The sequence below is a fragment of the Sporomusa intestinalis genome (assembly GCF_055383785.1).
Window position 1 is genome coordinate 2,398,082 of sequence record NZ_AP042390.1, and the last position, 13,993, is coordinate 2,412,074.

At 48.4% G+C, this 13,993-nt stretch carries 22 protein-coding genes; 18 read left to right on the forward strand and 4 right to left on the reverse strand.

Annotated elements, in window-relative coordinates:
- Positions 1-4 precede the first annotated feature (4 nt).
- The 12 genes from ffh (at position 5) to ACZ481_RS11135 (ending at position 7,751) form a co-directional block, all read left to right on the forward strand.
- Entirely contained in the window at positions 5-1,345 is a 1,341-nt protein-coding gene (gene ffh, locus ACZ481_RS11080; protein ID WP_464770198.1) for a signal recognition particle protein, read from the forward strand.
- Between the two features lie 48 nt (positions 1,346-1,393).
- Positions 1,394-1,675: a 30S ribosomal protein S16 gene (gene rpsP, locus ACZ481_RS11085; RefSeq protein ID WP_325530476.1), complete on the forward strand. Its 282-nt coding sequence runs from the start codon at positions 1,394-1,396 to the stop codon at positions 1,673-1,675.
- A 22-nt stretch (positions 1,676-1,697) separates the two neighbouring features.
- Complete coding sequence (locus tag ACZ481_RS11090; protein ID WP_144350048.1) at positions 1,698-1,925, forward strand: KH domain-containing protein; 228 nt, start codon at positions 1,698-1,700, stop codon at positions 1,923-1,925.
- A gap of 24 nt (positions 1,926-1,949) precedes the next feature.
- A complete protein-coding gene (locus ACZ481_RS11095; protein WP_464770199.1) occupies positions 1,950-2,366 on the forward strand; it encodes a YlqD family protein in 417 nt (138 codons plus the stop codon).
- A 1-nt stretch (position 2,367) separates the two neighbouring features.
- Positions 2,368-2,871: a ribosome maturation factor RimM gene (gene rimM / locus ACZ481_RS11100; protein ID WP_464770200.1), complete on the forward strand. Its 504-nt coding sequence runs from the start codon at positions 2,368-2,370 to the stop codon at positions 2,869-2,871.
- Between the two features lie 9 nt (positions 2,872-2,880).
- The gene (gene trmD, locus ACZ481_RS11105; protein ID WP_464770201.1) at positions 2,881-3,615 is read left to right on the forward strand and encodes a tRNA (guanosine(37)-N1)-methyltransferase TrmD; all 735 of its coding nucleotides are present in this window, start codon (positions 2,881-2,883) and stop codon (positions 3,613-3,615) included.
- 14 nt (positions 3,616-3,629) lie between these two features.
- Positions 3,630-4,208 carry an RNA methyltransferase gene (locus tag ACZ481_RS11110; RefSeq protein WP_464770202.1) on the forward strand — a complete coding sequence of 193 codons (579 nt, stop codon included), beginning with the start codon at positions 3,630-3,632 and terminating at the stop codon, positions 4,206-4,208.
- A gap of 111 nt (positions 4,209-4,319) precedes the next feature.
- On the forward strand, positions 4,320-4,661 hold the full coding sequence (gene rplS / locus ACZ481_RS11115) for a 50S ribosomal protein L19 (protein ID WP_464770203.1): 342 nt from the start codon (positions 4,320-4,322) through the stop codon (positions 4,659-4,661).
- A 98-nt stretch (positions 4,662-4,759) separates the two neighbouring features.
- Positions 4,760-5,287, forward strand: a complete 528-nt coding sequence (gene lepB, locus ACZ481_RS11120; protein ID WP_464770204.1) for a signal peptidase I — start codon at positions 4,760-4,762, stop codon at positions 5,285-5,287.
- A gap of 61 nt (positions 5,288-5,348) precedes the next feature.
- Positions 5,349-6,233, forward strand: coding sequence for a ribosome biogenesis GTPase YlqF (gene ylqF / locus ACZ481_RS11125; protein ID WP_464770205.1), 885 nt, complete (start codon positions 5,349-5,351; stop codon positions 6,231-6,233).
- Between the two features lie 355 nt (positions 6,234-6,588).
- Positions 6,589-7,383 (forward strand): ribonuclease HII, encoded by a 795-nt coding sequence (locus tag ACZ481_RS11130; protein WP_464770206.1) that lies wholly within the window; start codon positions 6,589-6,591, stop codon positions 7,381-7,383.
- A 29-nt stretch (positions 7,384-7,412) separates the two neighbouring features.
- Positions 7,413-7,751: a hypothetical protein gene (locus ACZ481_RS11135; protein ID WP_464770207.1), complete on the forward strand. Its 339-nt coding sequence runs from the start codon at positions 7,413-7,415 to the stop codon at positions 7,749-7,751.
- Positions 7,752-7,790: 39 nt separating this feature from the next.
- On the opposite strand, the gene ACZ481_RS11140 is transcribed toward ACZ481_RS11135, so the two are convergent.
- The 3 genes from ACZ481_RS11140 to ACZ481_RS11150 all read right to left on the reverse strand — a co-directional run bounded on the left by ACZ481_RS11140 (position 7,791) and on the right by ACZ481_RS11150 (position 8,728).
- Entirely contained in the window at positions 7,791-7,928 is a 138-nt protein-coding gene (locus ACZ481_RS11140; RefSeq protein WP_464770208.1) for a hypothetical protein, read from the reverse strand.
- A 74-nt stretch (positions 7,929-8,002) separates the two neighbouring features.
- Positions 8,003-8,440, reverse strand: a complete 438-nt coding sequence (locus ACZ481_RS11145) for a hypothetical protein (RefSeq protein ID WP_464770209.1) — start codon at positions 8,438-8,440, stop codon at positions 8,003-8,005.
- Positions 8,441-8,560: 120 nt separating this feature from the next.
- Positions 8,561-8,728: a hypothetical protein gene (locus ACZ481_RS11150; RefSeq protein ID WP_464770210.1), complete on the reverse strand. Its 168-nt coding sequence runs from the start codon at positions 8,726-8,728 to the stop codon at positions 8,561-8,563.
- Between the two features lie 474 nt (positions 8,729-9,202).
- On the opposite strand from ACZ481_RS11150, the gene ACZ481_RS11155 reads away from it, so the two are divergent.
- The 3 genes from ACZ481_RS11155 (at position 9,203) to ACZ481_RS11165 (ending at position 11,586) form a co-directional block, all read left to right on the forward strand.
- Positions 9,203-9,493, forward strand: coding sequence for an EscU/YscU/HrcU family type III secretion system export apparatus switch protein (locus tag ACZ481_RS11155; RefSeq protein ID WP_464770211.1), 291 nt, complete (start codon positions 9,203-9,205; stop codon positions 9,491-9,493).
- Positions 9,494-9,511: 18 nt separating this feature from the next.
- Complete coding sequence (locus ACZ481_RS11160; RefSeq protein ID WP_464770212.1) at positions 9,512-9,868, forward strand: YraN family protein; 357 nt, start codon at positions 9,512-9,514, stop codon at positions 9,866-9,868.
- A 188-nt stretch (positions 9,869-10,056) separates the two neighbouring features.
- Entirely contained in the window at positions 10,057-11,586 is a 1,530-nt protein-coding gene (locus ACZ481_RS11165; RefSeq protein ID WP_464770213.1) for a YifB family Mg chelatase-like AAA ATPase, read from the forward strand.
- 697 nt (positions 11,587-12,283) lie between these two features.
- Here ACZ481_RS11165 and ACZ481_RS11170 read toward each other — a convergent pair.
- Positions 12,284-12,487, reverse strand: coding sequence for a DUF5652 family protein (locus ACZ481_RS11170; RefSeq protein ID WP_464770214.1), 204 nt, complete (start codon positions 12,485-12,487; stop codon positions 12,284-12,286).
- A gap of 308 nt (positions 12,488-12,795) precedes the next feature.
- Between ACZ481_RS11170 and ACZ481_RS11175 the strand changes: the two genes are divergently transcribed.
- The 3 genes from ACZ481_RS11175 (at position 12,796) to ACZ481_RS11185 (ending at position 13,943) form a co-directional block, all read left to right on the forward strand.
- Positions 12,796-12,939 (forward strand): hypothetical protein, encoded by a 144-nt coding sequence (locus ACZ481_RS11175; protein ID WP_464770215.1) that lies wholly within the window; start codon positions 12,796-12,798, stop codon positions 12,937-12,939.
- A gap of 242 nt (positions 12,940-13,181) precedes the next feature.
- On the forward strand, positions 13,182-13,391 hold the full coding sequence (locus ACZ481_RS11180; RefSeq protein ID WP_464770216.1) for a hypothetical protein: 210 nt from the start codon (positions 13,182-13,184) through the stop codon (positions 13,389-13,391).
- Positions 13,392-13,739: 348 nt separating this feature from the next.
- A complete protein-coding gene (locus tag ACZ481_RS11185) occupies positions 13,740-13,943 on the forward strand; it encodes a hypothetical protein (RefSeq protein WP_464770217.1) in 204 nt (67 codons plus the stop codon).
- Positions 13,944-13,993 lie beyond the last annotated feature (50 nt).

Genomic DNA, 13,993 nt, shown 5'->3' on the forward strand with positions numbered 1-13,993 from the left:
AACCATGGTTTTTGAAAGCCTGGCCGATAAACTGCAGCAGACGTTTAAAAAGCTGCGTGGCAAAGGAAAACTGTCGGAAGCCGATGTTACCGCTGCTCTCAAAGAGGTACGGATGGCCCTCTTGGAAGCAGATGTGAACTTTAAAGTAGTAAAAGATTTGGTGGCTAAGATTAAAGAACGGGCTATTGGCCAAGAGGTGCTTGACAGCCTGACGCCTGCCCAGCAGGTCATAAAAATTGTCAACGAGGAACTTACCAGTCTGATGGGGGGGACGCAAAGCCGTATTGCCATTGCTTCCCGGCCGCCAACGGTTATTATGCTGGTCGGTTTACAGGGGGCAGGCAAGACCACGACCGCCGGTAAGCTGGCCCATCTGTTACAGCGTCAGGGCAAACGGCCGCTCATGGTCGCAGCCGACATCTATCGCCCGGCGGCGATAAAACAGCTGGAGGTTTTAGGCGAGAAACTGGAAATTCCCGTATTTACGCTGGGGCAGGAGAACCCGGTTAACATTGCCAAAAAAGCGGTTGACCAGGCGTTGATGATGGCCCGGGACATCGTGATTATTGATACCGCCGGCCGGCTGCATATTAATGAAGAGCTGATGAATGAGCTCAAGTCGATCAAACAGACGGTCAAGCCTCATGAAATCCTGCTGGTGGTTGACGCTATGACCGGTCAGGATGCAGTGAATGTTGCCGAGTCTTTTAACAATGAGCTTGGGCTTGATGGTATTATCCTGACTAAGCTTGACGGTGATGCCCGCGGTGGCGCCGCCCTGTCGATCAAGGCTGTTACCGGTCAGCCGATCAAGTTTGCCGGTATGGGGGAAAAGCTTGATGCCTTGGAGCCTTTTCATCCGGACCGCATGGCTTCACGCATTCTGGGCATGGGTGATGTACTCAGTTTTATCGAAAAGGCCGAGTCGGCCATTAATCTGGAAAAAGCCCAGGAAATGCAGAAAAAGCTACGCAAAGAAGAGTTTACGCTGGATGATTTCCTGGAGCAGATTGAACAGGTGCGAAAACTGGGGCCCCTTGACCAGATTCTCGGCATGATTCCCGGTATGGGGAAGCTGAAACAACTGCAGGGCATGGACATTGATGATAAAGAAGTAAAACATATTATTGCGATTATCCGGTCAATGACGGCGAAGGAGCGGCGGGACCCGGCAATTATCAACGGCAGCCGGCGCAAACGTATCGCGCTGGGCAGCGGCACCCGCGTCCAGGATGTTAACAGACTGCTCAAGCAGTTTGGTGAGGCCAAAAAGATGATGAAACGTCTCCAGGAAATGCAAAAAAGCGGCAAAAAACCAAGCTTTAAACTTCCGTTTATGCGTTAACTCATCTTATAAATAATTGATATTCTGCAAAGGAGGTGACTATATATTATGGCAGTTAAAATCCGTTTAAAACGCATGGGCGCTAAGAAACGTCCTTTCTACCGCATAGTAGTGGCTGATTCCCGTTCGCCGCGGGACGGACGCTTTATTGAGAATCTGGGGCATTACGACTCTACAACCGAGCCGGCTGTAATCAAAATTGATGAAGAAAAAGCCCTGGAGTGGCTGCAAAAAGGTGCTCAGCCTACCGATACCGTGAAAAACCTGTTCAGTAAAACAGGTGTCCTGAAAAAATGGGACGAAGTAAAACGTACTAAGAAAGAAGCGTAGAGAAACGAGGCGTGATAACTACATGAAGGAATTAGTCGAAGTTATCGCCAAAGCATTAGTGAAAAACCCGGAACAAGTCAATGTGAATGAGACAACCGATAATTCGGGCACAGTCTATGAACTGCATGTGGCCCCGGAGGATATGGGGAAGATCATTGGCAAACAAGGCCGCATCGCCAAAGCCATCCGCACTGTAGTTAAAGCTGCCGCCACCCGGGAAAACAAACGAGTAATGGTGGAAATATTATAAATAAGCTATTAGGGGTGGAATTAAATGGCTGGCATTGAGAGCTTGACAATTAAGTGTCCGGTAACCATTAAGGCTAAAGTAACAGAAGACCTCAAAGCGCATCTGGCGGCCGAAATTCAGGAAGCCATAAAAAAAGCTGACGTTGAACTCCAGCAAATTGAGTTTCATGCCAAGCGGATGATGACTGAGCAGGCGAAGCAAGATGCACAAGGGCTTGTTGGCCTGCGGCAGCAGATTGATGCGGAACGTCAAAAACGTTTTGAATTTAAAAATCATATGTTGGAAAAACTAAAAGAGACAGCACAACTGGAAATTGGTGCGGAAATCGTTCAGGGTACTATGGATCGTGTCGTTGCCGTAAGTGTTGGTGATGACCTGCATAAACTGATGGCGACTGAAATTTTGCTGGAAGACGGCAAAGTTATTGCTTTCCGCAGCTAGTATGTCTGAAACAGAACTGATAACCATTGGTAAGATTGTTGCCCCGCACGGTGTGCGGGGTGATGTTCGTATATTCCCGCTTACCGATTTCCCTGACCGTTTCCAGGATTTGCAGCAAGTGTATGTCGAAAACGCGGGACAAATGCAGCTGGAGTCCGCCCGGCCGCATAAAAAGTTTATTCTGCTGAAGTTTGCCGGTATCAATACGATGAATGAGGCCGGGAATTTGAGCGGCCGGCTGATAAAAATCGGGCGGGAGGATCTGGTCCAGCTGCCGGCAGGTCAGTATTACATTTTTGATATTATTGGACTTACTGTGTTCAATGAAGCAGGCGAGCTGCTGGGGGTTATAACCGACGTGCTGCAGCCTGGCAGCAATGATGTATATGTCGTTGAGACACCGGACAAGCAGGAGCTGCTGGTGCCTGCCATTAAAGATGTAGTCAAACAGATTGATATTGCCAATAAAAAAATGCTGGTAAAACTTCAGGAAGAAATGGATTAACGAGGCATTATGCGTATTGACTTTATTTCGTTATTTCCCGAGATGTTTGCCGGTCCGCTTGGCCATAGTATGTTAAAGCGGGCTCAGGCCGGCGGGCTTATTTCCATACAGGTGACCAATCCCCGGGATTTTACTTACGATAAACATCGTATTGTTGATGATTATCCCTTTGGGGGGGGCTCAGGTATGGTTATGAAGCCTGAGCCAATATTTCGCGCTGTGGAAAGCGTAGTTAATACCAATCATACTCTAAACAAACGGGTTATACTCATGTGTCCGGGCGGCCAGGTTTTTGATCAGGCCAAGGCCCGGGAACTGGCCGGCTATGAGCAACTGATCTTTGTCTGCGGCCATTATGAAGGCATTGATGCCCGGATTCGCCGGCATGTAGTTGATGAAGCCATTTCTATCGGCGATTATGTGCTGACAGGCGGTGAACTGCCGGCCATGGTGGTTACGGATGCCGTAGCCCGGATGATTCCGGGCGTGCTTGGTGCCGATGATGGCGCTCAGCAGGATTCGTTTTACAATGGTCTGCTGGAGTATCCCCAATATACACGCCCGCGCGAGTTTAACGGCTGGGAGGTTCCTGATATACTGCTTTCAGGCGATCATGCCAAAATTGAAAGATGGCGGCGGAAGGAGTCGCTGCGGGCTACGCTGGAACGGCGTCCGGATTTGCTGGCTAAGGCCGAAATGAGCCCGCTTGATCATAAGCTTTTGCAGGAAATAAGATCTGAATAGAGCGGAGGCTGGATATGGCGGCGCCTGTATATTTAGGGTTAGTGCATTATCCTATTTACAATAAAAATAATGAGATCATTACGACTGCGATTACGAATTTTGATATTCATGATATTGCCCGTACTGCCCGGACCTATGATTTGCTGAAATATTTCATTATCCATCCGCTTGCCGGCCAGCAGGCATTAGCGGGCGAAATTATCAGCTACTGGCAGGACGGTTACGGCGGACAGTATAATCCTGACCGGAAAGAGGCCTTGCGCATTGTGGAAGTGATTCCGGACATTGCGGCCGCAGTCGAGTACATTACGGCCAGGGATGGCGCAAAGCCGCTGATTGTGACTACCGATGCCCGCAAGTATGACAATACGGTTTCCTATGGCCGGCTGCGCCGGGAAATAACCGGCACCGGCAGACCGTGCCTGCTCTTGTTTGGTACTGGCTGGGGTATGGAGAATTCAGTAATGGAGCAGTTCGATTATATACTGGAGCCTATTTATGGACCGGGAAATTACAACCATTTGCCTGTGCGCGCAGCGGTTGCCATCATTCTTGACCGCTTGCTTGGTGAACCCTGGTGGGAAAACAAATAAATTGCCTGGATTTTGTTTGAGTTACCGGGTGATATGTGGTATACTATTTTTTGTGTAATACAGGCGGTCCTCTGCCCATGGTACGAACGTCTGATATAAGGAGGAAATCAAGTGAATATTATTCAGATTCTAGAACAGGAACAGCTCCGGCAGGATATCCCTTCTTTTAAGGCCGGCGACACCGTGCGCGTGCATGTAAAGGTTGTTGAGGGAACCCGTGAACGCATTCAGGTTTTTGAAGGTGTGGTCATCAACCGCCAGGGTACTGGTGTACGTGAAACCTTTACAGTAAGACGTGTTTCTTACAACGTTGGCGTAGAGCGTACCTTCCCGGTACATTCGCCGCGTATTGACAAGATTGAGGTTAGGCGCCGTGGTATTGTCCGCAGAGCCAAGCTTTACTATCTGCGCAACCTTACCGGTAAGGCCGCCCGTATCCGGGAAAAACGCTAAAAGCATGAGCGTCCAGGGACTGAATTCAGTCCCTGTTCTTCATATCTGTCACCAATAGGATGAATTAAAGGCATGCCAATACCGAAAGGAGGCGGGCTGTGAGCAGTACCAACCTGGGTGAAGAAATAAAAGACTGGATTATCTCTATTCTCATCGCCATAGTTCTGGCTTTTTTTATCCGGTATTTTATTGTGGAATTGTATATGGTCGAAGGGCCGTCTATGCGGCCAACACTGGTAAATGGCGAACGGCTTATTGTTAATAAATTTATTTACCGGTTTAAGACGCCCGAACGGGGAGAAGTGCTGGTATTCCGTTATCCCCGTGATCCCAGCCGCGATTTTATTAAGCGGGTCATTGCCGTAGCCGGAGATACTATCGAGATAAAAGAGGGCAGGGTGTTTGTTAACGGCCAGCTGTTGAATGAATCTTATATACTGGAACGTACCCGTGGCTCCTATCCGGCGGCCACAGTGCCCGAGGGCCACGTCTATGTTATGGGTGATAACCGTAACAATTCTGAAGACAGCCGCTTTAAAGATGTCGGCTTTGTGCCCCTGGAGTTAATTAAAGGCAAAGCAGTTACGGTTTTCTGGCCAATTGACCACATAAAAACATTACCATAGTAACATGGTCAAGACACTACTACACTATAGCATTTGGTTGCTTAGGTAAGGAGTTGACTTAATGCACATTCACTGGTTTCCCGGCCATATGGCCAAAGCGCAGCGGATGATCCGTGAACAGTTAAGTCTTATTGATGTTGTCATTGAGCTGTTGGACGCCCGTATTCCCGTAAGCAGTGCGAATCCGGTTATAGCCGAGCTTGTTGGCGCCAAACCCAGGGTTGTGGCGCTCAATAAGTCAGACCTGGCCGAGCCGGCGCGTACAGCCGAGTGGATTCAGCATTTCCGCAGCCGGGGCTTTGCCACCGTCCCGTTAGATGCCGCCAGCGGCAAGGGGGCCAAGGAACTGGTAAACAGGGTTGAAGCCGAAGCGGGCGAGAAGCTGGCCCGGCTTATGGCCAAAGGGATCAGGGGCCGGGCGGTCCGGGCTATGATTCTGGGAATTCCCAATGTGGGAAAATCCTCGCTTATTAACCGGCTGCTTGGCACCGCAACGGCGAAAACCGGTGACAAACCCGGCGTGACCCGGGGACAGCAATGGCTTAAAGTGGGCAAAAATCTGGAGTTATTAGATACTCCCGGTGTTTTATGGCCCCGCATGGACGATCAGGAAGTCGCCTTTAAATTAGCCGTGACAGGGGCAATCAAGGATGATATCTATGATATGGAAAGGGTTATCCTGAAACTGTTAGCTATCCTTCGGGAACAGTATGCTGAACGTCTTTGTGAACGGTACAAGCTGAGTGCAGGCGGACTGCCGGCAGAGGCCGGCGAGCTCCTGGCTTTGATCGGGGCTAAACGGGGCTGCCTCAAGGCTGGCGGGATTATTGACGACGAAAAAGTCAGAAGAATCATCTTGACCGACTTTCGCTCAGGCAAGCTTGGCCAGTTTACACTGGATCACCCTGATCAGACGGCGGCGGATCAGGGTGACAAAACCCAGTAATGGAACGGTATTTATGTGCCCGGCCTATACAAGGAACGGCTAGTGATTGGTGAGCCGTTCTATTATTTTGGTCTACCGGAATTTGTAAATTCCGTGGACACAAGAACGCCTATGCCCTAAAGGGCACAGGCGGCTGCTGCCATCGTCCTAAAGGACTTGGAACAAGCCAAGCCTTATCTTATCCTGATAGAAAGGTTAACTTTCCCTGGATAAGGGCAACATCGGCTCCGCTTTCGCTAAGGCTCGGCGCAAGCCGTGTTTTCTTTATGCCAGGACAAGAATTGACTTCCGGCTGGCAGGATTAATTAATTCTCCAGAGAATAAGTAAAGCAGCTTGATTGGGGGAGGGCGTACCTTGGATACGAGACAGATGACAGTAGCCCAGATTACGACATTATTGTCGCAGCCTGAGCTTTCATTACATATAACGAACAGCCTGAAAACCGATGCCCGCCTTTCGGTACAACGGCTTGTGGACAGGTGGGAAGCCCGTTGCCGGGCTGAACGGCAGGAGCAAAAACGGGTTCAGGCCCTATATGAATACGAGCATCAACTATATGCGCTGGGCTATTCTTTGATTGCCGGGACTGATGAAGTTGGCAGGGGGCCGCTGGCAGGCCCCGTACTTATTGCCGCTGTTATTTTACCGCTGGACTGTTATCTGCCGGGCTTAAATGATTCCAAAAAACTTACCGCGGCGCAGCGGGAGAAATTGTATCAGCAGATCAAGGCGGCGGCTCTTGCTGTCAGCTCCTGCATAGTCAGTGTCGAGACGATTGATGCCATTAATATCTACCAGGCAACCGTCAAAGGGATGTACGGCGCCGTTTCCGGGCTGTCACCCGCACCACAGGCCGTGCTTGCCGATGCCGTCCCCCTGCCTGAGCTTACGGTTCCCTATAAAGCAATTACCGGCGGGGACCAGGTCAGCGCCTCGATTGCGGCGGCATCGATTATTGCCAAGGTCGAACGTGATCAGCTTATGAATGAGCTTGACGGCCAGTATCCGCTGTACGGTTTTGGCCGTCATAAAGGCTATGGCACCCAGGAACACCTGGACGCCCTTAAGAAATACGGACCCTGCCCGCAGCACCGGCGGAGTTTTGCCCCGGTCAGGGAGGCTGAAGCTGCGCATAGCGGCCATATGTAAGGTGACGACAACGCGCCAGGGCGAGAAAAATGGCAAAGGGCAAGGAAGCACCGACGACGCATGCTGGCAGGGGGCTGCCAGGAGGGGCTGACGCCGCCCTTTGCCATTTGGCCGTCATTAACCCTAAAAAGATAATGTGGTCAAGGCAGGACACGAAAACGGTGGCTTATAGCCACCGTTTTGACTTGGAAAGTGTATTATCAGGACGATTACCTGACACTGCCGCCTCCACAGCTTTTTCCAGTAAGGAGTTGCTTTTTAAGGCTGAACTCTTTAGTGAATTCAAGGTTTTTCCTATCCTTTTCATTGTGGCGGCGCAGGTTGAGCTTCAGATATTCGTTGCTCATAATATCACCTCCAATGATTAGCTTACCCCAATAAAAAATTTTGATGACTGCCTGTACCTATTAGACGCGGTCAGCCTTTTCCCGCTCGGCCTGCAATTGCTTTAAGGTATCCAGATAGGCCCCGTCAGCGGGCTCTGTTGCGGGAATCACCGGCTGAAGCGGATTTTCCCCGGCATCTTTCCGTATTTTTTTATCCACCGCTGTTCACCTCCGCTATTAGCTTTCCCAGGTCAGCGGCGGACATGCTGTGGCAAAGCCTGGAGAACGGGGTGTCAGTTATTTTTTAATTTAAAATGGTTATCCCGGGGATGCCAGCCTTTTTTACCAATAAATATATCTTTACCGGGCATTTCGCGGCCGTCTCTGTACAGAGCAAATTTTACCATTTTCCCTTTTCTTATATTGAAATTGATCTCATCAATCCCGCGGCCGGTAAAGCGGAACCGGATGGTGTTGCGATCCCGGTCAACTTTAACAAAGTCACCATTCTCCAGTTCTTTTTCCTTAATATTATAGAAACGGCCGTCTGTTTGAATCACACCGGTAAATACATGGCGGCCGCGCAAATTGGTGGATTTAACATGAAACTCGTCCTTACGGTCATGCCAAATTGATAAACTGGCAGTATTCATTAACTGTCCCAGGCTTTGATCAGGGCGCCCTTCAGCCCGGTCGCTCCAGGCAAACGCAGTGCCGGATAATGTAATCATAAGACAAGTAAGCGCACATAAAATCAGTTTTTTCAATGGTATCATCTCCCACGCATATATTGATACCATTATCTAACAAAAGTTTGACAAAAATATGACAAAGAAAAAATACCAAAGGTATCAGTTTTCGGAGATTCTGATACTGTCCCTTAAATATTTCAGTATTTGCAGACCGTCTTCTGTTAATGCAGTGCCGGTACCGTTACAGGCGGTACAAGCCTGGTTGCCGATTTTTCCGCACCCGTTACACGCTGAACATTCTTTTTCTAGCTGGAGCTTTCTATCCATTCAGCAGCCTCCTTTATTTGTATTCTTATTTGTTATCGATGCATTATAACAATTACTAAATAAATTTCCGAAAATAGTTCCAGTCAGCTTCTGGCTCCTTTACCCTTTTTATGAAAAAAATTACCTGCTACAGACTATTTTTTACCAGCAGGATTCTACAAATATCTGTTTAATACTATAGTAAGGAGGCGATAGTATGGTATTTATCCGGGATTGGCTTTATAAAAGGTCAAATACGGTAAAACCGTGGCCTTTATGGTTTAGACTGGTGTTTTGGACGATCATAGTCGGTGTAATAGTCGATTGGATTTTGTAGATAAGTAAGTCCCCGGACAGTAGCCGGGGACTTTTTTTTCAAACCTCAGCCCTTGTATATAAGATGCATTGACAAGCTGTTCCGGCAGGATAATGGCTATAGCATAAAGAATATAATGACATAATTCGTGATCGGTTTGTTACAGAGGAGATGATGGAGTGACTGAGCAGGAGCATGGCAAGTTGCGTAAGGCAGTTGCTCTTACCTATGATGAAGAGGAAAGACTGGCACCAAGGGTTGTAGCTAAAGGAACCGGGGCTGTGGCCGGGAGAATTCTAAATTCGGCGCAAGAGCACGGGATTCCTATTTATCAGAACAAAACACTTACCAGTATGCTGATGGCGGTTGAGCTGGACCGGGAAATACCGCCGGAGCTGTATCAGGCCGTGGCCGAGGTACTGGCGTACATTTACCGTTTGGACCAGCGCTGGGGCAGCAAGCTGAGATAACGGACTGTGGAGGCGACTATGAACCATATTGGCATAGGTGATAAGGGGGAACAGTCGGCTGCAATCTATTTAAGCAAATTGGGGTATAAAATTGTTGCAACCAAATACCGCACCAAAACCGGTGAAATTGATATCATTGCCCAGGACCGGGAGTATATAGTTTTTATCGAAGTAAAGACCCGGCGCTCAACCAGCCGCGGGCTGCCAGCCGAGGCTGTTAATCTCAGAAAGCAGCGAAAAATAATAAATACAGCCCTGTGTTATTTGCATTACCGTGGTCTTAACAACATTGCCTGCCGGTTTGATATTCTGGAAATATACCTGCTGCAGGGTACCATTCGCTATAATCATATTATAAATGCATTTGGCAGCTAGTTTTCATCGCTACGCAAACGATTCCAGCGGTTTAAGAAAGATGAAGTACTAGTACCTCGCTGCGTTGTCGTCGCCTTACATATGTCCGGTATGTAAGGCTCCTCCGCCTTGCATCGCGAAAAAATCTGCGCAAACTATTCCCTCGCTTTTAAGAAAGATGAGGTACTAAGCCGTTATGGGGGTGCGCCGTGTTTGCACAAACTTATGGCTCAACTACATTAGGGTTGCATGGTGTGTTAATAACAGTTGAAGTCGATATTGCCAACGGCATTCCCGGCTTTGATATAGTGGGCCTGCCTGATGCAGCGGTGCGTGAATCGCGGGAACGGGTCAGAGCCGCTATTAAAAACAGCGGCTTTGAATTTCCCGGCCGGAGAATTACCGTTAATCTGGCACCGGCTGATATCAAAAAAGACAGTTCTGGTCTTGATTTGCCAATAGCCATAGGCATATTGGCGGCAAGCGGCCAGGTTAACCCCCAAAGTTGCCGCCGGCAGGTATATGCCGGTGAGCTTTCTTTGGAAGGACGGCTGCGGGGCATAGCAGGAATCCTGTCAATAGCGGCTAATTGCCGGGGGTATGATATAACTGAACTGGTCCTGGCCCGGGAGAATGCTCAGGAAGCACTGCTGGCCGGTGAATTGACAGTCTATGCGCCGGCAACGCTGACAGAGCTTGCTGCCCATCTTAACGGCGAGAAATTGCTGGTGCCAGTCATGCCGGAACCATATAAAGACCAGGCTAAGGCGGCAATGGAGGATTTTGCCGATGTTCAGGGGCAGCTTGTTGCCAAGCGGGCCCTGGAGATTGCGGCCGCCGGCTTTCACAATGTTATGCTGGTCGGGCCGCCGGGGGCGGGGAAAACGCTGCTCGCCAGGCGAATTGCCTCGATCTTGCCGGCTATGACGCCGCAGGAAGCGCTGGAAGTAACAAAAATTTATAGTGTAGCCGGATTATTGAAAAACAGTACCGGCCTAATAACCAACAGACCCTTTCGCAGCCCCCATCATACGGTGTCGACTGCCGGGCTGATCGGCGGCGGCACTATGCCCAGGCCGGGTGAGGTTACACTAAGTCATAATGGTGTCCTGTTTCTGGACGAGCTGCCTGAGTTTCCGCGGGCCATACTGGAAGTTCTCCGTCAGCCGCTTGAAGATGGCGAGGTTACGATTGCCCGGGTTAATGCCACTTTGTCCTTCCCGGCCAAGCTGATGCTTATTGCGGCATTAAATCCATGTCCGTGTGGCTTTAGTTCCGATCCGACCCGGGATTGCTCGTGCACCGCGGGCGATATTCGCCGCTACCGGAAAAAAATATCCGGACCGCTTTTAGACCGTATTGATATATCCATTCATGTGCCGCGCCTTGAGTATAATGATTTAGTGAAAGACATACCCCAGGAACCGTCGGCTGTGATTCGCCGGCGGGTAGAAACGGCGAGGCAGGTGCAAGAGCAGCGTTTTCGGCAATTGGGGTTCTGGGCTAACGCGCAAATGCAGCATAAGCATATAAAAGAATTATGTCATCTTACAGGCGAAGCTGTGAATCTGCTTAAACAGGCTTTTAACCGGATGAATCTTAGCGCCCGCGGTTATGACCGGGTCATTAAAGTGGCGCAGACAATAGCCGATTTGGATGAATCTGTACAAATTGAAGCAAGACACGTGGGCGAGGCTATTCAATTCCGCAATGATTTTAATTATATTGCCAGTAAATAACTAGCGGTCTGACTCCATTGGAAGCGTAACAATAATTCACGGGGATTTTTTCGCAAGACGAGATTTCTGCTTCGTTTTCAAAAAGTCGTTTAGCTAGGAGCTCTATTTTAGCTTCAACTCGTAGGCGAGATTCAGCTTCTCGATAGTTTCTCTCGACTAAGCTGAGTGAAGCATCATTTGCTTCGCAGGTGTTTTTAAATCCGGCGTCAATTTTGCTTCACCACTGTTTAAGCGTTCAACCAGATGTTGTTGGCTTGCTCTAACGTCCCAAGTTTTTTAAGGACTAAGCGTTCAAATTCTTCATTAGTCATGACTTTTTTCCTTTTTGGCTTTGGCTTCTGCCTGAGCCTTTTTATTTTTCTCCCTGGCGTCCCAGAAGACGATTTCAAGAGATTTACTGGCAAATACGGATAAAATATTGAAAATATTTCCAGGAAATAACGGTCGTGCAACTGATGCCCAGGTAGGGTAATAGGTCGAGCTAAATCTTAATCCTCCAATTCCGTACAACCACCCGCATATAAGACTTGTTTGAATTATTCTGGGCAATATTCATCCAGAATGGCGGCACCGGTCTTTCAACCCTAAATTCTGACTCATACTCACCAACGTGCGCCGGATAGAGCCGGTGCCGGCCAAGGGGAGGCAGAGGCTTTGGGAATGGCAGGCCGATTTTATGTATGACTTATGACCCTTGTTATGATTTTCTTTTTGAGAAGAAGGCAAGATAGATAATTTCTAACACGCCGACAGTGTTAATAATGAATAGTGCGATAAACCATCCTAATTGACTATTCCGGGCAGCATGCCAAGTGGCGACCGCTTTCCAGGCTATACTCCATATGATAATTAAAGTAAACAACCAAGGCGTCTGGTGGATTGTGGAAATTATGTTTTCCATAAAATTCTCCTTTCTGGTTTAATTAAATATAGGATGCCTATAGTAATAAGTTTATATCAAAAAGGGCAGCTAGTACCTCATCTCCCTTAAACCCAAGGATAGTTTGCCCATCTTTTCCCGCACTGCTGCGTTGTCGTCGCCTTACATATGTCCGATATGTGCGGCTCCTCCGCCTTGCATTGCGAAAAAATCTACGCAAACTATTCCCTCGCTTTTAAGAAAGATGAGGTACTAGTCTGCCCTAATCCGCATTTATATTATTGGGGTGGGGACCATGATGCCGGCAGTGGACGTAAAAAAGAGAGCAAATGGAAAAACTGAGTGGCAGCGGACTGGCTCATACACTATCGGGAGAGACGGCGTGGCATAATGAGCGGGGCCGGGAGATTCAGGCCGGCAAGGAAAATGTCGGCGGTGGACGGTCGTCTATGCCAGGCCAGCCGGAGGCGTAGTCGGTCCCAGGCACTGGGGTTTAATACCGGTAGTCTCGAATTACCTTTGCCCGTACTTTGAAAATGCAGTCAACTGCGGCTTTGCTGGAGAGCGGCTCCAGGCTGATAGCGGATATCTGCACAAGGCACTATCTGGCGCTAAGCTGTATAGCTGTCTGCAGCCGACTGCGGGACAGGGCAATCTGGTACCTGCCAATCGTTAAGTGCATATAATAAAGTAACATAATACTTGGAGGTGTAAAATGGCTAAAATAATTAAGTTAATCCGTGCTGATGAATCCGGGGTCTATGCATTGCCCGAGGGATGCGGATGGACCTTTGATGCTGTGCAGGCTATTTTAGTTGACAGCAAACCAGTCAAAAAGGGCCGGTATGCTATCGTGGCTGGTAATACGGCTGTTGATATTTTTGATGTTAAGAATGAAGCGGTTATTACCGTGATTTTAAAATAAGAAAAACGCTGTCCAGCAATGGACGGCGTTTTTATATTCTGTAAGAAGACGAGCAGTATATGAAACCATAGTATTATTTGAGCCCGGCTACTCAGCCAACACGCATAACCCTCAGTGCTGGGGTTAGATCGGGCCCTTAAAGGCTTGGCCCGAACCGTTTTTTTTTTAGCCATTTTGCCAGGTTTATGTACGGATAAAGAAAGGGAGGTTTTTTTTCTTGTGATTCGCCACTGCACGGTTACTAAATTATGATGCAAACTAAAAAGTCATTTTTTTGTTGGCTTTCTGTGTGTATAGTGTTATAATAATATCCAAATTATGGAAATTATAGAACGGAGTTGTGATAGTATGACTAGCAATGGGAAAGAATCATTAATAAGTAAATTAACGGCCCGCATACAAGAGCAGCTGGTGTTGAACGGAATTACCGATTTTCAGATTGCCGACGGTAACTTTCATTTTACGAATGTTGATGATAAATCCCGGGCAAATGCAATTATCCGTGATTACTTAACTGATGTGCTTGATAATGAAGCAGAGTGTTTACTGTAGGATGCCGGCTGCCAGGGAGGCTCAGGGGCCGCTTAATTCGTGTTATCCTT